The sequence below is a fragment of the Enterobacter cloacae complex sp. Mu1197 genome (assembly GCF_040059225.1).
Lineage (GTDB): Bacteria > Pseudomonadota > Gammaproteobacteria > Enterobacterales > Enterobacteriaceae > Enterobacter > Enterobacter quasiroggenkampii.
In genome coordinates this window covers 2,628,298-2,648,648 of sequence record NZ_CP157375.1, presented here as the reverse complement: position 1 = coordinate 2,648,648, position 20,351 = coordinate 2,628,298, and the positions used below count along the sequence as shown (strand labels likewise).

Here is a 20,351-nt window from a genome sequence, read left to right as displayed (position 1 = left end):
TAAAATAATCATTATTGTTTGATTCGGAAAACCCTTAAAGAGTAATATGGAGTCAAAAATAACCTAGATTGAGAATGTTTTATGAAAATTAATATCAATAAATACCTTGAGAAATTTAACTCAAAAAGAACTCCGGAAAAGGGAGGGATAAGTCTCTCATATGAAGATGCTATAAAATATGACATGTATTCAGTTTACATCAAGGCTAATGATGGCAAGCAATATCTTTTTCGGGAGTTTTTGGAAGGGAAATTAAAAGTTCTCCGTTGGGATGATGCTAAGAAAATGTTTTGGACAAAAGATATTGTAGAAATTGATTCATTAAGTGAAGACTCATTCTCTGGTATATACTATTATCATGGGCATGAGTTAAGATTTAAATCCTTGCGTGAATTGAGTTGGTTTTCTGAACTGAAATTTCGATATGTAGCTGATCGTAGTAACAAAGAATTTAGTCGAGCAAAATTTGTTTATCGCCAGCAAAAGCAAGATATCACAGATGCGCTTGCAGTGCTAAGTGTGCTGTTACGAGTTTATCGTGGTTTGGATAAAGAAGATTATATTAGTGAAGTTACGCTAATGACTGAAGTGGCTGGTGCCCTATGGATTTATCATGATGACCAAGAAAAGATGAAAAAAGATCTTAGGCTTTGCCTTGATTATTTGGTTTATAATAATGATGCATCAAAGTTAGGTAATAGCTATAAGCCTACTGGCAAGGCGTTGGATACATTGAACACATCTAATAAAGAAAATGAGCGTTATAGAGAAACGGCTTCTATACAGAAGAAGATGCTTTTCGCTACTTTTCTGTCAGCGTTTGCTGCATTCATGAGCGCATATGCAACCTATAAAGGTATTAAATGAGATAAAGTGGAAAAAAGCCTAATGCCTGTTCACTTTTAAATAATGCAGTTAACAGGTATAAATTTTTTGTTTCCTGTCGCATCTGTTAGGTGCATGCATTTGCATTTGTATTTCATCTCATATATAGCTTGGAATCTCCAATACTGGCGTGGTTTGAGTGCGGTCATGCACCTGCATTAAAAGCGACCCTTTAAGCTCGCAGGCGAGGCGGGGATAGCACTGCGCGCCAGACGTGGTGACAGGATTTATTTAGCGCGTCTGTGCGCGTCGTGGCTGCGCGCTGAGCGGTGAGGTTGAAGCGCGTGAAGCAGTGGCGGGGTTACGTGGCGTGTGTGGCGTCTGGTAAGGTCTGAGGATGTGCCGCCCGTAGGCGGCATTTTGGGCGGGCTTAATCGGTCTCAATGTTGTAATCCTTAAAGCGGATCACCTCCATCCCGAGCCAGTCATTTATCTCTTTGAAACGCTCCTGCAGCGGAGTCAGCTCGTTGCGCACAAACACGCGCGCCACCTTCTCAATATCGCCCATCGAGCCGATATTTTCAGGCTTGCCGCCCATGAGCTGGAACGGTACGCGGTGCGCATCGAGCAGGTCGGCGGCGCTCACCTTCTTTATGTTAAAAAAATCATCCTTCGTGGCGACTTCACTCAGCGGCACGATCTTAATACCATCCGATTTACCGTTAGGGGCATAGAGGAAAATATTTTTAAAATTCCCCATACCTTTCGAGTTTGTCATCGCTTTTCGAATTGCTTCTACGTCGGTGCTGCTTTGAATTGCGTCGGTCACGTACATGATATAACCCGCGTGCGCGCCGTTCTGGTAATACTTGCGACGAAACAGCGTGGCGGATTCATTCAGCCAGGCGGAATTGAGCGCGCTCAGATATTCCGGCATCCCGTAGAGCTCCTGATTAATATCGGGTTCAAGCAGGTGGCACACCGAGTCGGGGGCGAACTGGTGTGGGTGGGTATAGCTAGACACGTACCAGTAAATCCCTTCTTCGACACCCCGACGGGTATATTTGGCCGGAGAGGTTTCAAGCTTCATGAGCTGGCCCGTCACGCTCATGCGCTTTTCAAGATAGCCGTTAGCAAAGACCAGATAATCAAGCACAAGGCGGCTGAAATCCTGACGGGACAGCAACGAGTGCGGGATAAAGGTGCTGGTCAGAATGTTGCGCTTTACGTAAATCGGCGAGCTGTGATGCACGGCGGCGCGCAGGCTTTTTGCCAGACCCGAGAAATTGACCGGCGGCTCGTACCATTTGCCGTTATTGATACACTCGACATAGTCGAGGATATCGCGGCGATCCAGAACGGATGACGGTTCGCCAAAGGTGAACGCTTCCATTTTTTGCGCTGCGCTGGCGGTCATGTTGGTCTGTTTTGGCTGTTTCTCTTGGCGTTTTTTCATCTGTAGTTGATATCCAGAATTGTAGTTGCTTGCATACCGCTACCGGCGGAAAGCGGCTCGTTTAACAGCGCGTGCATGGTCGCCCACGCGATATCCGCGTGGCTGGCCTCTTCACTGCGGCTGGCTTCATAGGTGGCGCTACGGCCGCTGCTGGTCATGGTTTTGCGGATAGCCATAAATGACTGCGTGATGTCGGTCGCACCGGCGTCATATTCCAGACACCCGCGCCTGATGGTGTCTTTTGCTTTCAGTACCATTGCGGTTTTCATTTCCGGCGTGTAGCGGATGGCGCGCGCCGCCGGGAAGAATGAGCGCACGAGCTGGTAAACCCCCTGGCCGATGCCGGTCGCATCGATGCCGATATAGTCAACGGTGTATTTCTCGATCAGCGCCCGGATGGCCTCGGCCTGTGCGGCAAAGTCCATGCCTTTCCACTGATGACGCTCAAGGATGCGGAACTTGCCACCGGCAACCAGCGGCGGAGCCAGTACCGCGCACCCGGCGCTGTCCCCGGTGTGTGACGGGTCATAGCCAATCCAGACCGGTCGCCAGTTAAACGGACGGTCGGCGAACGGCTCGAAGTCCTCCCATTCTTCCATCGCATCGACCATGCAGCGCTGCAGCTCCTCGAACGGGAATACCGACGCCTTATCGTCGACGAACTCGCACATAAACAGGTTACGGAAGTCATCCGAGCTGTTTTCCTGCTTAAGCTGGTTGAGGTTAAACAGGGTGCAGCCACCGGCGAGCGCCTGATGACTGATATCGATGTCGACACGTTCGTCGCGGTTGCTGCGGCCACGGTTAAACAGCTCGCCTGACCAGAACGGGTAAGCGCCGTGCGCCAGCGTCGACGGGGTCGAAAAATAGGTGGTGCGCAGGTGTGACTGCGAGGCCATGCCCGAGGCGACTTTGCGCAGCTTCTGGAAATTGGGTATCCAGAAAATTTCATCGACATACAGGTCGCCGTTGTGGCTCTGCGCGGTGTTGGAATTGGTCCCGAGAAAAATCAGCTCAGCGCCATTGTTGCCGATGACGATCGGGTCGCCTGACAGGTCGACGTCAACCAGACGGGCAAAGGCGATGATGTACTTACGGAACACGTAAGCCTGCGTTTTACTGGCCGACAAAAATATCTGGTTTTGCCCGGTCTTAAGCGCGCGCAGAAGTGACTCGCGCGCAAAGTAGAACGTCGCGCCAATCTGTCGCGATTTCAGGATGTGGCGGATGCGGTGCTCTAACCCTGCTTTATGCCAGCGGAGCTGATAATCAAACGACTGGTCGAAGAAAATCTCCTCCAATTTCTCGACATCAGCATCAGCCTGCAGCTCACCGAGCGAACCCTCATCAAAGAGGAAAACGGCGCTCTGCATGTGAGCTATGCCCCCGAGCCGCCGCTGCCGGAGCCCGTCACCCGGCCAAAAGAGCTCTACATCAACGGCGAACTGGTGAGCAAATGGGATGAGTGAATTTAAGCCCTTTGACGACAGGCTCAATGATCTGATTGCTGCTCTGTCACCGGCAGCGCGCCGGAAGCTGGCCGGGGAGATTGCAAAGGAGCTGCGCAAGTCGCAACAGCAACGCATCAAACAGCAAAAAGCCCCGGACGGCACGCCGTATCAGGCGCGAAAGCGTCAGCCGCTCAGGGATAAAACCGGGCGGATTAAACGGGTGATGTTCCAGAAGCTCCGCACAAGCCGCTACATGAAAGCCACTGGCCGCGAAAATAGCGCTGTGGTGGCGTTTACCGGCGAAGTGCAGCGCATTGCGCGCATTCATCAGTACGGATTAAAAGACCGGCCAAATCCATTTGCTAGAGACCTCAAATATCCGGAACGTGCTCTCCTGGGATGCACGCATGAAGATGTTGACATCATCTTAAATACGATCATTAATCACATATCGGAATAATCCCATGGTAGGAATCATTTTGAGAAAGCTTGGCAAAGAGAACGAAGTGGATTTAAATAAAAAAATCGACCTAATGATAAAAGTTATCATTCGCACTGATTCTTATTTAAACTCCGCAAATACCAAATCAACAATTTTACTTAGTTTAGCATCAGCTATAATTGTTGCGTTGGCGACGAATTACACAAAAATAATGGATATGGTGACTGTTGAGGAAGATAGGGTTATCTTGTCATTATTATTTATTATTGTCATTTTTTTATTGGTCTTATCTGTTTTATCTTCATTGAATGGTGTTACACCTTATATTAAGGCTAGTGCAAGGAGAAATACTTTTTCTTTTGTGGATATTGCTGCGAATTATGATGATCTTGAGGATTATAAGAAAAGTTTTAGAGAAGATAGTGATCTGGAGTTAATTAATCAATTAATAGCTCTAAATCATAATCTTTCTAAAGCATTGGTGTCAAAATATGAAAGGCAGATTACAGCTATAACCTTCATCAAGGCTGCGTTTTACGTGCTTTGCTTTGCAATTTACATGATTGTTCTAACAAATTGTTGAGAGGGATTTTATGTCAATTAAAAATATATACTCAAACTTAGAGAAGAGTCTGGATAAGACAATTTCCGATTCTAAGTATAGATGGCGAAATGATTCGCTCATGGAATCAGCTATGGATTCTATGGTGGGAGCGGAAAATTCTAGGAAGCCTTATAATTTTGTCAAAAGCACTGCCGGCCTTGAAAGTATGCAACTCAGCGCGGAAAATCAAAGCTATGGGGTCAAAGAAATAGTACGTCATAAATTCGGCAAGCATGGGAAACTCATGTCGAGCTTTGGATGCCATCCTGATTTTGACGGCATGGAAGAGGGCGAGTTAAGGAATGGTTATTCAGTCACGCTTTTCATGGATATCATCGGTTCAACAAAATTAGGCGTTATCTTCTCTCCTGAAACTGTCTTCAAAATAAAAAATGATATTATTAGATGTGCTATTGAAACCGTAAACTCATTTGATGGGCATGTTCATAGAATCATGGGGGATGCTGTCATGGCATTCTTTAGAAGTGATGTTTACAAGCAAAATGGGCGTGTTGCAGATAGTGCTATTGATGCAATAAATTGTGCAACTTTCTTAATTCAAATGTTTAAAGATGTTGTTATCCCTAAATTAAATGAACTGGGTGTGGATGAAAATCTAGGTATAAGGATTGGAATTGATTATGGAGCAGATGAACAAGTTGTGTGGGGTAAATACGGGTATATGGATAGCCAGGAAGTAACTGCTACTTCTTTTTTTGTTGATGTTGCTGCTAAACTTCAACAAAAAGCCCCTAAGAATTCAATTATGATTGGGGATAGTCTCGCAAAACTTCTAGGTTTTGATGAAAATCAACTCTCAGTTAAAACTAAATTAAAAGGTAATGAGGTGATTGACGTGAAATACATCACCCCGAATTATCGTGATGCTAGTGGGAAGCCGATAAATTATAAACAGTTTGTTTTAAATAATGAACTCTACTGTAAATTGCTGCCAACTTCTGAAGAAATTGGTGAGTTAAATGTTAGAGCAAGTTTGAAGGCTAACAAAGATGATGTTTCAGATGATGAGTATTATCCATGCTCAAGAATTATCAAAAAAGGAATGGGTATATCCTTTAAAGGTTACTTTTACTCGCAAGTAGCCTACTCGAATCCACGGTTCAGGTTTAGAGTCGTCAATACAGGTGTTGAAGCATCTGAAACAGAAAATAATGGTAATCATGAAGAATATGAAGATGCTAAGTATTCAGAAGGGCGCTATTTTGCAAAGCATTGGGAGGATACCTCCTATAAAGGACTTCATCATATGTATGTCTCTTTTTGGGATGGCGAACGATTAATTGGAAATGAAAAATGTTTCTCGGTATTTATTAACGAATAAACCGAGAAGGTTTTTGTTGATTTGTTTTAAGCATTCTCGTTGTACCATGCCCCATAAAATTACAAAGGATTGCCGCTGGCCTCCCCGGCGGCATCCTTTCCCCATGAATAATCTAAATTCTCTGCAGGAAATCGCACGCGCGATCCGCAACCTTATCCGCACCGGCATCGTGACCGACGTCGACCACGACGAGGGGCTTTGTCGTGTCCAGACCGGCGGAATGGAAACCACCTGGCTGAACTGGCTTACCTGCCGCGCCGGTCGCTCGCGCGTATGGTGGGCTCCATCCGTTGGCGAGCAGGTGCTTTTGCTGGCGATCGGCGGCGAGCTCGATACGGCATTTGTGCTGCCCGGCATTTTCTCGGACGACCATCCCGCGCCGTCTGCCTCCCCTGATGCGCTTCATGTGTCCTTTCCTGACGGGGCGGTTAAGCGCGTCATAGACGATCAGGCGTGGATAATCGGCCGGGTGGTGCATAACCTCAACGGGAACGGCTACACGACGGGCTTAGAGCTTGAGGTTAAGGTTTCGGATGTGGAGTACGAAAGCGAAGAATTAACGCAGTGATTTGTTTTTAAGTATTTGTTATATAAGGATGAAGTGAGTAAAATTAACTCATCGGAAATTTAATGAGGTGCTCGCCATGTTTCACTGTCCAAAATGCCATTTTGCCGCTCACGCCCGCACAAGTCGCTATTTTACTGACACGACCAAAGAGCGGTATCACCAGTGCACAAACATCAACTGCAGCGCGACGTTTGTGACCACCGAAACGGTTGAGCGCTTTATTGTATCGCCGGGGGAGGTCGTGCCAGTGTCGCCGCATCCCACCACGTCGGGCCAGCAGCAAATTCATTTGATGTGAGGATATAAAAGTCTCACAACAAATGGAGGCCTTATGTACAAAAATTAATTTGATCAATTCCCAAGTTGCGAGTCGTGATCCGTGAGCTGTTTTTTATGTTTGAACTAATAATTATTTGATGTAATCTAGGTGAGTCTAAGATAATAAGTTTATTGACTGAGGGCATGGTATGTCGACAATTTTTGCTTTTGTGAAATTATTCGAAAAGAAAGAACATGCGGAGAGTTTTATCAAAGGTACACTCTTCATGAATACAATTAGATCCTTTAAAGAATATAAAGATGAATCAGGAGAGTTACGTGGTGATGAGTATGAAGGGATTGTCGCTCTTTATCAACCAAAACAATTAAGTGAAATAAAATTTGGTGAGGTTAGTATCTCTGCATCAGAACTTGCGGCGCCAATAGTGGTGCATGGAAACGAGTTGTTAGATTGCAATGTATTCTGCATATACTCATTAAACAGCCGAGGATATGCATCTGTTTCATCAGATACATTGTCGGATTTCAAGCGAACGCTTGAGATTCACGAATTATGCTTTGGTTTAGGTAAATACTGTGTAGTTATTATGAATGCATCAAAATTTATAGAACGATGTACTTCTGCCATCAAAAAAAATAATTTTGATGGTACATTAGGTCTGGTTGACTATTTTGATGAACATAGTTTTCACGGAAATATGCCGGAAGAACATCTCGGCTTTCAAAAAAGGAGTTTTTATTCACACCAACGCGAATACAGAGTGAAAATCAATACTAGAAGATTAGAATCGCAACCGTATTATCTTGATGTAGGTGATTTAAGTGATATTGCTGTCTTAATGACACCAAAAGAATTTAATGAAAATCTAAAATTAAAGTTACCTGATGGTAGTCAAGCATAGCCACTAAGTTTCAGGAATCGAAGCCTCGCAACAGCGGGGCTACAAGTATCAATGTGGTCAATATGTGGACGTGGTATGAAATTAATCCTTTAATCTCATAATGTTAATGAGTTTTAAAAAGCTCCTGCGGGAGCCTTTTTAATTCTGTTTGACAACGCCTCATCACTTAGTTGTATAGTGCAACTAAATGATGAGGACAGAACATGCACAGCGAAACCCCGGTAGTCAGCGTTATTCGACGTTCCTCGCGCCTCATGGTGCGAGAGTTAGGTTTTATGGGTTCTACCCTGGCCTCAACGAGCTACTCACCTTCGGCCGTCCATACCCTGGTCGAAATCGCCTTACGCAAACAGATGACGGCGAGTCAGCTGGTGCAACTGCTGGGCCTGGAAAAGTCCAGCGTCAGCCGGATGCTTGCTCGCCTGATTGCCGCGGGCGAACTCGAGGAAGTTATTTCTACTGAGGATGCGAGAGCGAAGAACCTCAGGCTGACCGCGAAAGGTCACGAGACGGTCAGCAAAATTAATGCATTCAGCAATGAGCGCGTGGTCACAGCAATAAAGCGTCTTGCTCCTGCCCAGCAGCAGACCATTTCTGAGGGGCTCTCCCTTTATGCCAACGCGCTGCTGGCATGCCGTGAGGCGGGCAACGAGACGCACCCTGACGAGCTTACGATAGTGCAGGGGTATATCCCCGGCATGATTGGCCGTATCGCGGAGATGCATGGCAGCTATTATTCGCGGGAGCATAACTTTGGTCGCTTCTTCGAGGCCAAAGTGGCTTCAGGGCTGGCCGAGTTCAGTGAAAGACTGGAGAAGCCCTGTAACCAGATTTGGCTGGCAGTACTCAACAACAAAATTGTCGGCTCGGTGGCGATAGATGGCGAGGATCTGGCGTCGGGTGAAGCCCATCTTCGCTGGTTTATTCTTGATGACGGCTGTCGGGGACACGGCGTGGGGAAAAAACTGCTGAATGAAGCGATGCGGTTCTGCGATAGCGCCGGTTTTTCAGCCGTGCACCTCTGGACATTCAATAAGCTGACCGCCGCCCGGCGTCTGTACGAGTCGTTTGGGTTTACGCTGGTAAAGGAGTGGGAAGGCGACCAGTGGGGGAGCCTGATTACAGAGCAGCAGTTTACCCGGTACAGAGGCGCGTAATCGCGCCTAAAAAAAGGCTCCTTTCGGAGCCGCTTTGGTATCAGAACACTTTCTTGTACGGTCTGACCGTCACTTTTGCATACACACCCGCTGCAACGTACGGGTCTGCGTCAGCCCAGGCCTGGGCGGCTTCCTGGGATTCAAATTCAGCAATAACCGTGGAGCCGGCAAAACCGGCAGCACCCGGATCGTTGCTGTCTACTGCGGGCATGGGGCCAGCGGTCAGTAACCGGCCTTCATCCTGAAGCAACTGCAAACGTGCCAGATGCGCAGGGCGCACAGACTGGCGTTTTTCGAGCGAATCAGCAACATCTTCAGAGTAAATCACGTAAAACACGGCGAAGCTCCTTAACCGGTAAAAGTGTCAGTTACGTTATGTGAAAGGGCAAACGACTGCAATGTAAAATAAAAACAATGTTAATACCCTGATCTGAATGCGCCTTTTTTGGCCTCTCAGGCGCTAAAGTTGCGCCAGAGTAAAGTGTCTTATTGAATATGATTGCTATTTGCATTTAAAATCAGGGTTCGGTTTTTTAACGTTGATGACTATGACTTCGATGACCCTTGATTTACCTCGCCGCTTTCCCTGGCCGACGCTGCTTTCTGTCGTGATTCACGGTGCCGTTGTGGCGGGTCTGCTGTATACCTCGGTTCATCAGGTTATTGAAATGCCCGCGCCCGCGCAGCCGATTTCCGTGACGATGGTATCGCCAGCGGATCTTGAACCGCCGCAGGTTGCCCCTCCGCCGCCACAGCCGGTGGCTGAACCAGAGCCAGAACCCGAACCCGTTCCGGAGCCACCGAAGGAAGCCCCGGTGGTGATCCACAAACCTGAACCGAAGCCAAAACCTAAGCCGAAGCCAAAGCCGGTGAAGAAGGTTGAGGAGCGTCCGAAACGCGAGGAACGTCCGGTTGAACCGCGCGCGACCCAGCCGGTCGAAAATGCAGCGCCTTCACGTCCGGTGATGAACAATACGGCAACGACGTCAAAGCCAACGGTTACCGCCCCAGCGGGCCCGCGAGCCGTAAGCCGCAATCAGCCTCAGTATCCGGCGCGAGCTCAGGCCTTGCGTATTGAAGGCCGCGTACGGGTGAAGTTTGATGTCACTGCGGATGGCCGCGTGGATAACGTGGAAATCTTATCTGCGCAACCTTCTAATATGTTTGAGCGCGAAGTGAAATCTGCCATGCGCAGATGGCGCTATGAGCCAGGCAAGCCGGGTAGCGGATTGATCGTCAATATTGTTTTCCGCCTGAACGGCGGGGCGCAGATGGAATAAAAAAAGCCTCCGAAATGGAGGCTTTTTTTGCCTGTCTGACCCGTCCTGAATAGCGTTGACACGTTTCTGACTTAAATCCGGAGAACGTGATGATGACTGACTTCAAACGCACCCAACGTGATTATCCTCTATCCTTTAAAATAGCCGTTGTTGAGCAGGTTGAAAAAGGCGAGATGACCTATAAACAGGCCCAGCAGCGGTATGGCATTCAGGGGCGCTCCACTGTTCTTGTCTGGCTGCGTAAACATGGCCGGCTTGACTGGAGCCCCGAATTTCCTGACCGGGTAAAGAGGAAACTGCCTGTGGCCCAGACGACTGTCCCGCTTACTCCCGAGCAAAAAATCAGGGAACTTGAAGAACAGCTTGCGCTGGCGAACCAGAAAGCTGAGTTTTTTGAGTCGGTTATCAATGTCCTGAAAAATGATTACGGGGTGAGCGTTGTAAAAAAGCGGCCCGGCAAGTCCTCGCGCAAAGTCCGGCCCCAAAAATAACCGTTACCCGCGTATGCCAGTTCCTGGGGCACAGCAGGCAGGCATGGTATCAGGACAACACCAGGTGCAGAAAACGCCAGGAACATCATGCTCAGGTTCTTGATTTTGTTGCCCGCGTCAGGTGTCGTCAGCCGCGAATCGGTACGCGTAAACTGCACTACCTGCTGAATACTCAGGCCGATAAAAGGCTGAATATCGGACGTGATCGTCTGTTTAACCTGCTGGATGAATACCGGCTCCTTGTGCCAGTGAAACGGGCATATCACAAAACCACCAACAGCCATCATCGCTTTTACCGGCATCCTAATCTGCTGAAACCTGGCACGGGACAGGTCACCGCCCTTGAACCAGAGCAGGTCTGGGTCGCTGATATAACTTATCTTCCGCTGCGCAGCGGCACGGCTTATCTGAGCCTGGTCACTGATGCCTGCTCCAGAAAAATCGTGGGCTACCATGTCGGGGAAAACCTGCAGACAGAAAACGTGGTAAAAGCGTTCAGACAGGCTCTGGGGCGGAGAAAAACGACAGGTCCGCTGGTACATCACTCTGACAGAGGGCAGCAATACTGTTCAGTGCTTTATCAGTCAGTCCATGAGAGAAACGGAATAACCTGTTCAATGACCGATGGTTATGACTGCTACCAGAATGCGCTGGCTGAGCGAATAAACGGGATCCTGAAAAATGAGTTTTTACTCTCGCGCCCTGCCGACCTGGCGCAGGCCCGGGAAATGGTAAAAGAATCGGTGACAATTTATAACCATGAGCGGCCACACCAGGCCCTGAAATACAAAACGCCCGATGATGTTCATCAGGCGTTTTACAGACAGAAAACTGTCAACCTATATCAGGACTAGTCAGTCGATCAGGCCTGTGGAAGTTGACGAGGTTTACCCTCGCTGTCCACGGCGACATAAATAAACAGCGCTTCAGTGGCCTTATAACGTTGCCCAATCGGCTCAGAAGAGACTTTCTTGACCCAGACTTCGATGTTGATGGAAATGGAGGTATTACCGCGTTTCACGCAGCGCGCGTAGCAGCAAACCACATCACCCACCGCAACCGGGCGCAGGAAGGTCATGCCGTCCACTCTCACGGTGACCACACGCCCGTGAGCAATCTCTTTTGCCAGAATTGCGCCGCCCATATCCATCTGCGACATTAGCCAGCCGCCAAAAATATCGCCATTGGCATTGGTGTCAGCGGGCATTGCCAGTGTGCGTAAAACCAGTTCACCCTGAGGGGCGTTAGTTGTTGTCATTGTTTTAACTCGTAACGGAAGACTTCAGGCGGGATGCTACTATGATTCGCGTGCGGAGAGAATAGACCAGAACGCCCGTCGTTGACGTTCTGGTCAGTCAGTAATCAGTGGTTGTCGTCCTGCGGCATATGACGATAGATGTATACACCGCTTAACAGCGTGAAGATAAGCGTCAGCGCAGTCAGACCAAAGACCTTAAAGTTGACCCAGATATCCTGCGGCAGCCAGAAGGCGATATAGATATTAGCGAGACCGCAAAGAATAAAGAAGATTGCCCAGGCAGTATTCAGACGCGACCAGACTACCTGCGGCAGCGTGAGTTCTTTACCTAACATGCTCTGGATAAGGGGCTTTTTCATGAACCATTGACTGAACAGTAATGCTGCTGCAAACAATGCATAAATAACAGTCACCTTCCACTTAATAAATTCAACATCATGCAAGGCAATGGTCAATCCACCGAACACCGCCACTAGGATGAACGTAATAAGCGCCATTTTTTCGACTTTGCGATAGCGAATCCAGCTATAGATCAGCACAACGGCGGTCACAACGATTAATGCTTTTGTTGCAGCAAAAATGTCGTACAACTTATAGACAGCGAAAAACACCGCGAGCGGTAAAAAATCAAGAAACTGCTTCATTCTGTGATTCCATCTTCTGAGCGGGGCGGGAGACAGCGATGCCCCCCGCCTCGGGATTACTGACGAATTAACATATACAGGCGGAACAGATAGACGAGCAGTAACGCTGAAATGAGATTGCTCAGCGTATTCGCCACCACGGCGCCAACATTAGGCGTTAAAACCGCAAAATTCGGCGCAAACAATAACAGCAGCGTTTTGGCCAGCAGCCAGCCGATCACGGCGGGCGCCACCAGACGCATATTAGCCCATGCCAGTCTGATGCTGTTGCGCATCGCGGTAAAAATACCCATCTTATCCTGCACGACCATCACCGGGGCAAATGAGAGCACGATAGCCAGTAATACCCCCGGCACCACGACCAGCATAATCCCCATCTGCACCAGCAGGGTGGTCAAAAAGATCAGTATAAACAGCTTAGGTAAGACCGGCGCGCTGGCACCAATCGCCCGTAAGGCGCTGACCCGGTGACCTGCCGATACCAGCTGAATCATCAGCAAAACGCCGCCCGCCAGAACCGCATTACCAATCAGGCCTGAGAATGTGGACGCGGCAGAAGCGCGCAGCAGAATTTGCTGCTGCTCCGGCGTCATGTTTTGCACCAGCTCAAACAACCCCACGCTACCCGCAAGATGGTCGCCCTGGCTCAGGCTGGCAATCTGTTCTTCACTCGGTGAGAACGCATGACCCAGCACCACCGTGATAAAGGCGCAAAGCAACGCGATCAGTAAAAAGGTAATGAACTGATTGCGGAAAAAGTTTCCCGTGTCACGGTAGACAGACTTCGCCGTGATAGACATGCACTCTCCTTGAGTATTGCAGGTGTTAATTAGCCGGCAATTGTACACCGGATGCACCTGCTGTGGCAGCATCAAGGCTTGTATGGAAAAGCATATCTTTGTAAAGCGGCGGTAATCCAACGCGGGCGCGGGCGCGGTTACAGGCTTCGTTGACCTGCCCATCTTCCCCCGACATGGCAAATTCCCGGCACGGGCTGGGGCGATCCTCATAAATGGAACAGCGGGTCGCGACCCCAGGCTCACCCTGTAGCGCCACACAGCGGGCCTGCTTTTGGTTTGTGCCGCTCATGCAGCGCAGAAAGGGGGTTAACGGCTCGGTAAGATGAACCGGAACGGTACCGCCGCCATCGCTGGCTTCGGCCCAGTAGAAAGAGACTCGAAAATACGCACAACAGGCTCCGCACGTCATGCACGGGTTAATATCACTCATGGCACACCTGCAAAAGAAGAACGCATCAAATCAACTTGTGAGAGCGATAAATTATCCAGCCGCCAGAGGAAGAGCAAGAGGGGGAAAAGGGAAAATTTTGTAACCGTGAAATGCCAAAAATTGACATGGAAACAACTTATTGGTTTTGGATGCGTAACAAAAAATTAATCCAGATCAATGAATGTTAAGTTACTGGTTTTAATGTGATCTGTGGCAGATCACTTATTACCCTTTTGTGAGTATATTCTCATCCGCGATTAAAACCACAACGATGGAGCGGATATGAAAAAATTAGCGGTGGCAGCCCTTGTATTAAGCAGTCTCTCTGGCGGCGCGTATGCGCATGAAGCAGGCGAATTCTTTATTCGTGCCGGTTCGGCTACGGTTCGCCCAACTGAAGGATCGGATAACGTGCTGGGAATGGGCGGTTTTAACGTCAGTAATAACACCCAGTTAGGTTTAACCTTTACCTGGATGGCGACGGATAACGTGGGAGTTGAGCTTCTGGCCGCAACGCCGTTCCGTCATCGCGTCGGTTTAGGACCAACCGGCGATATCGCTACGGTTCACCATTTACCGCCAACGCTGATGGCGCAATGGTACTTTGGCGACTCAAGCAGCAAGGTGCGTCCTTATATTGGCGCCGGTGTAAACTACACCACCTTCTTTGATGAGAAATTCAACGATACTGGTAAAGAGGCGGGTCTGACGGACCTCAGCCTGAAAGATTCGTGGGGCATGGCGGGACAGGTCGGTCTGGATTACCTGATTAATCGCGACTGGCTGATCAACGCCTCGGTCTGGTATATGGATATTGATACGGACGTACGCTTCAAGGCGGGCGGTCAGCAGCAAAGTATCAATACTCGCCTGGATCCGTGGGTGTTCATGTTCTCTGCGGGTTATCGTTTCTGATCCCCCGTCAAACTGGCCACAGGGTGGCCAGTTTGCTTTGCTCACTTCAAAACGACGGATAAACCGGCCGCTCATCAAGCTTTACGCAGTGCCTCAAGATCGTTTCCCCATCATATAAATAGCTGAAAGCGTCGCTGGACAGGGAGTGGAAGAGAATATCGCCGTTGGCAAACGGGATAATTTCAGTATCACCCGCACGTTTATGTCCAGCGCCGGTTTCAAAATGACCGTGCCACCGTTCCTGGGTGTGGTCATAAACGTGAAGAATAACCTCGACAAGTCCTCTTTGCGGACAATTCAGGCGCAGGAAGGTAGAAGAGAAATTCAGGGACAGCGCATGGAAGGGAATCAATAAAGCGAAAACCAGTAAAGCTCGTAAATACATCAAACCGCGAAAACCTCCTTCAAAAGGGAAATGAGATTTTACTTAAGTCAGAAATTACGTTTTTGCCGTGGATCAAGATGTCTTATAATTCAATACGATAAAGGCCCCTGACGAGGCCCTTAACGATCATTTTTGAATCAGATAGCGAATGGTTGGGCCATCCTGCTGGATATCCAGCACCGTATAACCGTGGTTTTTCGCATCCAGCGGTATGTTGTTGATGGACTGCGGGCAGTCGCTGACCACCTCCAGAATTTCACCTTTCTTAAGCTGCGGCAGCGCTTCAAGCGTAGCCACCGCCGGATATGGACAGGGCTCGCCAACCATATCCAGACGATAATCAGGCACAATCTCTTTCATGCTGCATTCTCCTGCGTTTTTGTTTTAACGCTCGCACGGCGGAAGAAACGTCTCTCCTGTGCGACGACCAGTAAAAAAGCGACCAACAGCAGGGCGTAGGTGACGAGCAGGCCGCCGAGAGGCCCGAAGGTATTCAGCAGGTTGACCTTGTCCCAGTTGGTGGCCAGGACGGGAGACACGTCATCCCAGTAGTACGCCAGGATCGTCGAGCCAATCACATTTCCCAGACCCACCCACCAGTAGTGCACCTGGCCTTCGACGGCGCGATACATCCAGCCGGTTTCACACCCGCCAGCCAGCACGATCCCGAAGCCGAACAGCAGGCCGCCAATGACCGCGTTAGGACCGGCCCACATGATTTTCGGTTCGACGCCCAATTGTACATAGCTGAAGATGCCGATGGCGCTGACCGCCATCCCGGCGATAATCGCCTTCGCCATCATCGTGCGCCCGGTGATCCACATATCGCGAAACGCGGAGGTAAAGCAGATCTGCGCGCGTTCAATGAGCAGACCAAAACCCACACCGAACAGCATCGCCAGACCGAGCTTAGGTTGGTTCAGGGCGGTGCAGAGCGCCCATGCCACCATGGCGAAAAAGACCAGCATTCCGAGGCGGAAACGGCGGCGGGCCTGAGAGGGCTTCTGGGTTAACGGAGATGCTGCGCTAACTTTTGTCATTTTCACTGGAATACGAAACAGCGGCAGCAGGGTGAATTTTGCGCCAAAGTAAGAGCCGATGGCCGTGGCGACGGCAAAGAACCAGGCGTGAAGCGAAAACTGCGGGATCCCGGTAAAGAAGGCGGCAAGGTTACACCCCATCGCCAGACGTGCGCCGAATCCGGCAATCATGCCGCCGACAACCGCCTGCAAAATGCGGATCCGGCTTTTGGGCATACGCAACTTAACGTTGTTTGCCCACAGCGCGGCAGCGAAGCAGCCGCCGAACATGCCGATGATCATCATCCCGTCAATACGGGTGAGGGGCGTACCGCCGAGGTGGATGAGCTTAAAGTATCCCCACTCTTCGGCGTGCACGCCTGCGAGCTGCAGCAGCTGTCCACCCCAGCGGGTAAACTCGCCGGTCACGGCCCAGAAGGTACCGGTAATGCCAAAATAATAAGTAGAGAGAATGCCTGCCGCGATAACGGCCGGAACGGGTGACCAGAACTTAACCAGGTAAGCCTGTTTGAAGGATTGCCATGACATGAATAAGCCTCTGAACTCAGAAGGATTAAAGATAAAAAAGAGTCCAGATCATACGCTTACATGACGGTTTGAAAAGCCATTCAGACCGAAAATATCGAAAGGATCAATTTTAACGTCATCCTTTGTTGATGGCGGGGAATAAAGGCTAACCGTCTGGCAGGGATGCCAGACGGTGGAGGGGTCAGGCTTTACGCGTCGCCGCCTTCATGGCGGTTACAAACGCCTTCAGCTCGGTCAGCATCTGCTCGGGCTTGTCCACGTTCTTCTCGATGATCTTCACAATCGCAGAGCCGGAAATAGCACCCGCAGCCTTCGCGTCAATCGCCGCGGTGACTTGATCCGGAGAGGAGATCCCGAAGCCCTGCAGCGGCGGTGCGGCATGGTACTCGGCCAGCTTTTCCACCAGATGGTGCAGCGGCAATGCGGCTTTATTCTCGGCACCGGTCACGCCTGCGCGGGAGAGCAGGTAGGTGTAACCGCGCCCGTAAGAGGCAATCTGGCGCAGCAGCTCATCGTCCGCGTTTGGCGGGCAGATGAAAATCGGGGCGACATTGTGACGCATCGCAGCCTGGCGGAACGGCGCGGACTCTTCAACCGGCACGTCGGCGACCAGAACGGAGTCGACGCCCACGCGTGCGCACTCGGCGTAAAACTCATCGATACCGCGGTTGAACACCAGATTGGCGTACATCAGCAGGCCAATCGGGATGGTGGGGTGCTTCTGACGGATCGCCGCCAGCATCTCGAAGCACTGGGTTGGCGTGACGCCCGAGGCAAACGCGCGCAGCGTCGCATTCTGGATGGTCGGGCCATCCGCCAGCGGGTCAGAGAACGGGATCCCCAGCTCCAGCGCATCGGCACCGGCTTCAATCAGGGTGTCGATGATCTTCAACGACTGTTCAGGGCCCGGATCGCCCAGGGTGACGAAGGGAACGAACGCGCCTTCCTGGCGGGATTTCAGTTCTGCAAATACGTTATCGTAGCGTTCCATCAGATTTCCCCTCGTGCTTTCAGAATATCGTGAACGGTGAAGATATCTTTGTCACCGCGTCCGGAAAGGTTGACCACCAGCAGCTGCTCTTTTTCCGGATTGTCTTTCATCATTTTCAGCGCATGGGCCAGAGCGTGTGAAGACTCCAGCGCCGGGATGATCCCTTCGCTGCGGCACAGCGTTTTGAACGCTTCCAGCGCTTCGTCATCGGTAATGGAGACATAGTCCGCACGACCGGTGCTGTTCAGATAGGCGTGCTGCGGCCCGACGGACGGGAAGTCGAGGCCGGCAGAGATAGAGTAAGACTCTTCAATCTGGCCTTCATCGGTCTGCATCATCGGGGACTTCATGCCGAAGTAGATCCCCACGCGGCCATGCTTCAGCGGCGCGCCGTGTTCACCCGATTCAATGCCGTGACCCGCAGGCTCGACGCCAATCAGACCCACGCTGGTGTCGTCGATAAAGTCTGCGAACATACCGATGGCGTTAGATCCGCCGCCGACGCAGGCGATGACCGCATCCGGCAGACGACCCTCTTTTTCGAGGATCTGCGCTTTGGTCTCTTCCCCGATCATGCGCTGGAATTCACGCACGATGGTCGGGAACGGGTGCGGGCCCGCCGCGGTACCGAGCATATAGTGCGCGGTTTCGTAGCTGCCAGACCAGTCGCGCAGCGCTTCGTTACAGGCATCCTTCAGCGTCGCGGAGCCGCTGTGCACCGGGATCACTTCCGCACCCATCAGACGCATACGGAAAACGTTTGGAGACTGACGCTCAACGTCTTTCGCCCCCATATAGATGCGGCATTTCAGACCGAGCAGGGCGCTGGCGAGCGCCGAGGCCACGCCGTGCTGGCCTGCGCCGGTTTCGGCGATGATTTCGGTTTTGCCCATACGCTTCGCAAGCAGCGCCTGGCCCAGCACCTGGTTAGTCTTATGCGCGCCGCCGTGCAGCAGGTCTTCACGCTTAAGATACAGCGTGGTTTTCGTGCCTTCCGTCAGGTTGCGGCATTTGGTCAGGGCCGTTGGGCGGCCTGCATAGTTTTTCAGCAGGTCGGTAAATTCAGCCTGAAACGCCGGATCCTTCTGCGCGCTCACAAACGCTTCTTCCAACTGGCGCAGCGCGGGCATCAGGATTTGCGGGACGTACATCCCGCCGAACTCACCAAAATACGGGTTAAGTAATGTCGTCATCTTCTCTTCCTTAATATGCACGCAGAGTTTTAAAAACCGAGGCCAGTTTGCTGGCATCTTTAATACCCGGCTGGGACTCTACGCCTGAATTGAAATCGAGGCCTGCGCAGCCGGTTTTCGCGGCTTCTACACAGTTGTCCGGGCTTAAACCGCCCGCCAGCAGGACGTTGTCCAGCTTTTCGCCGTTCAGCAAGGACCAGTCAAAACGCTGGCCGGTTCCGCCCTGGCCGTTATCGAGGACGTATTTATCCACGTGGTTCAGGTTACGCGGGGGCAACGTATCGTCAACGCGTTGCGCTTTCCAGATCTGTACCTGCGGTGCCAGCGTGGCGCGCAGGGCATCGATATAGGCCTGATCTTCATCGCCGTGAAGCTGCACTGCGCTCAGGGATAACGCGTCGGCTTTTTCAACCACCTCTGCGATATCCGCATTGCGGAACACGCCAACATAGCTGAGTGGTGCCGCGGCGATGACCTTACGCGCCTGCTCTTCGCTGACCGCGCGAGGAGAGGAATCCACAAAAATCAGCCCGCCAAAAATCGCTCCGGCTTCATACGCGGCCTGGGCGTCCTGTTCGCGGGTTAAGCCGCAGACTTTGTTTTCACCCAGCAGCACGCGACGTACTGCCGCATTGAGATCGTCATGTTCCATCATGGCGGAGCCAATCAGGAAACCGTTGGCGAAGTGGCTCAGCTCGCGCACCTGAGCGTAGCTGTTAATGCCGGATTCGCTGATCACCGTGACGCCAGATCCCAGACGCGGTGCCAGCTGGCGCGTGCGGTTCAGGTCAATGGACAGGTCACGCAGATCGCGGTTATTAATGCCTACCACTTTGGCTTCCAGCGCAATCGCACGCTCCAGCTCCTCTTCATTACTCACTTCGGTCAGCACGCACATTTTCAGGCTGTGCGCGACGGCAGAGAGCTGGCGATACTGCTCGTCGTCAAGCACCGAGAGCATCAGCAGGCAGGCGTCAGCCTGGTAAAAGCGCGCCAGCCAGATCTGATACGGGTCGATGATAAAGTCTTTGCACAGGATCGGCTGCGGCGCGATACCGCTGACGATCGGCAGAAAATCGAAGCTACCCTGAAAATATTTCTCATCCGTCAGCACGGAGATAGCGGACGCATGATGCTTATAAATGCCGGCAATACGCGCCGGGTCGAAATCGTCACGGATAACGCCTTTAGACGGAGACGCTTTTTTGCACTCAAGAATAAACGCGGTGCGCGCACCCTGCAGGGCGTCATAGAAACGACGGCTGCTCGGGACGACGTCATTCTGAAAACTGGCAAGCGGCTGCTGTTGCTTGCGGGCTTCCACCCAGATGGCCTTATCGGCAACGATTTTCGCTAAAACGGTCTGCATT

General features: G+C 50.8%; 22 protein-coding genes and 3 pseudogenes. 12 read left to right on the top strand and 13 right to left on the bottom strand.

All coding sequences use genetic code 11. From position 1 onward, the window contains the following. The first annotated feature begins 81 nt into the window (after positions 1-81). The gene (locus ABFV38_RS12550; RefSeq protein ID WP_348957359.1) at positions 82-867 is read left to right on the top strand and encodes a hypothetical protein; all 786 of its coding nucleotides are present in this window, start codon (positions 82-84) and stop codon (positions 865-867) included. A gap of 388 nt (positions 868-1,255) precedes the next feature. On the opposite strand, the gene ABFV38_RS12545 is transcribed toward ABFV38_RS12550, so the two are convergent. Both ABFV38_RS12545 and ABFV38_RS12540 read right to left on the bottom strand, forming a co-directional pair. Beyond that, the gene (locus ABFV38_RS12545) at positions 1,256-2,281 is read right to left on the bottom strand and encodes a phage portal protein (RefSeq protein ID WP_348957358.1); all 1,026 of its coding nucleotides are present in this window, start codon (positions 2,279-2,281) and stop codon (positions 1,256-1,258) included. Continuing rightward, positions 2,278-3,591: pseudogene (locus ABFV38_RS12540) on the bottom strand (terminase family protein); the annotation flags it as partial. The pseudogene ABFV38_RS12540 and the gene ABFV38_RS12545, both read right to left, overlap by 4 nt. Between ABFV38_RS12540 and ABFV38_RS12535 the strand changes: the two are divergent. From ABFV38_RS12535 to ABFV38_RS12500, 8 genes and pseudogenes are all read left to right on the top strand, one after another. Then, a pseudogene (locus ABFV38_RS12535) lies at positions 3,589-3,750 on the top strand (phage tail protein); the annotation flags it as partial. The pseudogenes ABFV38_RS12540 and ABFV38_RS12535 overlap by 3 nt on opposite strands. After that, on the top strand, positions 3,743-4,192 hold the full coding sequence (locus tag ABFV38_RS12530) for a phage virion morphogenesis protein (protein ID WP_348957357.1): 450 nt from the start codon (positions 3,743-3,745) through the stop codon (positions 4,190-4,192). The pseudogene ABFV38_RS12535 and the gene ABFV38_RS12530, both read left to right, overlap by 8 nt. A gap of 4 nt (positions 4,193-4,196) precedes the next feature. Next, positions 4,197-4,757 (top strand): hypothetical protein, encoded by a 561-nt coding sequence (locus ABFV38_RS12525; RefSeq protein WP_348957356.1) that lies wholly within the window; start codon positions 4,197-4,199, stop codon positions 4,755-4,757. Between the two features lie 112 nt (positions 4,758-4,869). Continuing rightward, positions 4,870-6,120, top strand: a complete 1,251-nt coding sequence (locus ABFV38_RS12520) for an adenylate/guanylate cyclase domain-containing protein (protein WP_348957355.1) — start codon at positions 4,870-4,872, stop codon at positions 6,118-6,120. A 103-nt stretch (positions 6,121-6,223) separates the two neighbouring features. Continuing rightward, positions 6,224-6,547, top strand: a pseudogene (locus ABFV38_RS12515) (phage baseplate assembly protein V); the annotation flags it as partial. Between the two features lie 217 nt (positions 6,548-6,764). After that, positions 6,765-6,986 carry a DNA-binding transcriptional regulator gene (locus ABFV38_RS12510; protein WP_348957354.1) on the top strand — a complete coding sequence of 74 codons (222 nt, stop codon included), beginning with the start codon at positions 6,765-6,767 and terminating at the stop codon, positions 6,984-6,986. A gap of 169 nt (positions 6,987-7,155) precedes the next feature. After that, complete coding sequence (locus tag ABFV38_RS12505; RefSeq protein WP_348957353.1) at positions 7,156-7,869, top strand: hypothetical protein; 714 nt, start codon at positions 7,156-7,158, stop codon at positions 7,867-7,869. Positions 7,870-8,072: 203 nt separating this feature from the next. After that, complete coding sequence (locus ABFV38_RS12500) at positions 8,073-9,026, top strand: helix-turn-helix domain-containing GNAT family N-acetyltransferase (protein ID WP_348957352.1); 954 nt, start codon at positions 8,073-8,075, stop codon at positions 9,024-9,026. A gap of 40 nt (positions 9,027-9,066) precedes the next feature. Here the strand turns inward: ABFV38_RS12500 and ABFV38_RS12495 are convergent, their stop codons facing one another. Further along, positions 9,067-9,363, bottom strand: a complete 297-nt coding sequence (locus ABFV38_RS12495) for a YciI family protein (protein ID WP_023327637.1) — start codon at positions 9,361-9,363, stop codon at positions 9,067-9,069. A 220-nt stretch (positions 9,364-9,583) separates the two neighbouring features. On the opposite strand from ABFV38_RS12495, the gene tonB reads away from it, so the two are divergent. Further along, on the top strand, positions 9,584-10,306 hold the full coding sequence (gene tonB / locus ABFV38_RS12490; protein WP_023617069.1) for a TonB system transport protein TonB: 723 nt from the start codon (positions 9,584-9,586) through the stop codon (positions 10,304-10,306). Between the two features lie 89 nt (positions 10,307-10,395). Further along, positions 10,396-11,651, top strand: a protein-coding gene (locus ABFV38_RS12485) for an IS3 family transposase (protein WP_348957323.1) whose coding sequence is annotated in 2 segments (ribosomal slippage) — positions 10,396-10,747 and positions 10,747-11,651 — 1,257 coding nt in all. Because the reading frame shifts where the segments join, the coding sequence is not laid out codon by codon here. Positions 11,652-11,659: 8 nt separating this feature from the next. Here the strand turns inward: ABFV38_RS12485 and yciA are convergent. The 4 genes from yciA to ABFV38_RS12465 form a co-directional block, all read right to left on the bottom strand. Then, on the bottom strand, positions 11,660-12,055 hold the full coding sequence (gene yciA, locus ABFV38_RS12480; protein ID WP_008502796.1) for an acyl-CoA thioester hydrolase YciA: 396 nt from the start codon (positions 12,053-12,055) through the stop codon (positions 11,660-11,662). A gap of 104 nt (positions 12,056-12,159) precedes the next feature. Continuing rightward, on the bottom strand, positions 12,160-12,699 hold the full coding sequence (locus ABFV38_RS12475; protein WP_028018783.1) for a septation protein A: 540 nt from the start codon (positions 12,697-12,699) through the stop codon (positions 12,160-12,162). 56 nt (positions 12,700-12,755) lie between these two features. Continuing rightward, positions 12,756-13,499 (bottom strand): YciC family protein, encoded by a 744-nt coding sequence (locus ABFV38_RS12470; RefSeq protein ID WP_348957351.1) that lies wholly within the window; start codon positions 13,497-13,499, stop codon positions 12,756-12,758. Positions 13,500-13,524: 25 nt separating this feature from the next. Then, entirely contained in the window at positions 13,525-13,929 is a 405-nt protein-coding gene (locus ABFV38_RS12465; RefSeq protein WP_032674935.1) for a YkgJ family cysteine cluster protein, read from the bottom strand. A gap of 282 nt (positions 13,930-14,211) precedes the next feature. Here ABFV38_RS12465 and ompW point away from each other — a divergent pair, with 282 nt between their 5' ends. Then, positions 14,212-14,844 (top strand): outer membrane protein OmpW, encoded by a 633-nt coding sequence (gene ompW / locus ABFV38_RS12460; RefSeq protein ID WP_032674934.1) that lies wholly within the window; start codon positions 14,212-14,214, stop codon positions 14,842-14,844. A gap of 46 nt (positions 14,845-14,890) precedes the next feature. Here ompW and ABFV38_RS12455 read toward each other — a convergent pair whose 3' ends face one another. From ABFV38_RS12455 to trpCF, 6 genes are all read right to left on the bottom strand, one after another. Further along, positions 14,891-15,229, bottom strand: coding sequence for a hypothetical protein (locus tag ABFV38_RS12455; protein WP_063621876.1), 339 nt, complete (start codon positions 15,227-15,229; stop codon positions 14,891-14,893). A 126-nt stretch (positions 15,230-15,355) separates the two neighbouring features. Continuing rightward, positions 15,356-15,589, bottom strand: a complete 234-nt coding sequence (gene yedF / locus ABFV38_RS12450) for a sulfurtransferase-like selenium metabolism protein YedF (protein WP_003856774.1) — start codon at positions 15,587-15,589, stop codon at positions 15,356-15,358. Further along, positions 15,586-16,797 carry a selenium metabolism membrane protein YedE/FdhT gene (gene yedE, locus ABFV38_RS12445; protein ID WP_235404033.1) on the bottom strand — a complete coding sequence of 404 codons (1,212 nt, stop codon included), beginning with the start codon at positions 16,795-16,797 and terminating at the stop codon, positions 15,586-15,588. Before yedE ends, yedF begins: the two co-directional genes overlap by 4 nt. Positions 16,798-16,978: 181 nt before the next feature. Next, positions 16,979-17,788, bottom strand: coding sequence for a tryptophan synthase subunit alpha (gene trpA / locus ABFV38_RS12440; RefSeq protein WP_223539075.1), 810 nt, complete (start codon positions 17,786-17,788; stop codon positions 16,979-16,981). Further along, positions 17,788-18,981, bottom strand: a complete 1,194-nt coding sequence (gene trpB, locus ABFV38_RS12435) for a tryptophan synthase subunit beta (RefSeq protein ID WP_024907111.1) — start codon at positions 18,979-18,981, stop codon at positions 17,788-17,790. Before trpB ends, trpA begins: the two co-directional genes overlap by 1 nt. Positions 18,982-18,991: 10 nt before the next feature. Next, entirely contained in the window at positions 18,992-20,350 is a 1,359-nt protein-coding gene (gene trpCF / locus ABFV38_RS12430) for a bifunctional indole-3-glycerol-phosphate synthase TrpC/phosphoribosylanthranilate isomerase TrpF (RefSeq protein WP_348957350.1), read from the bottom strand. Position 20,351: the final 1 nt, after the last annotated feature.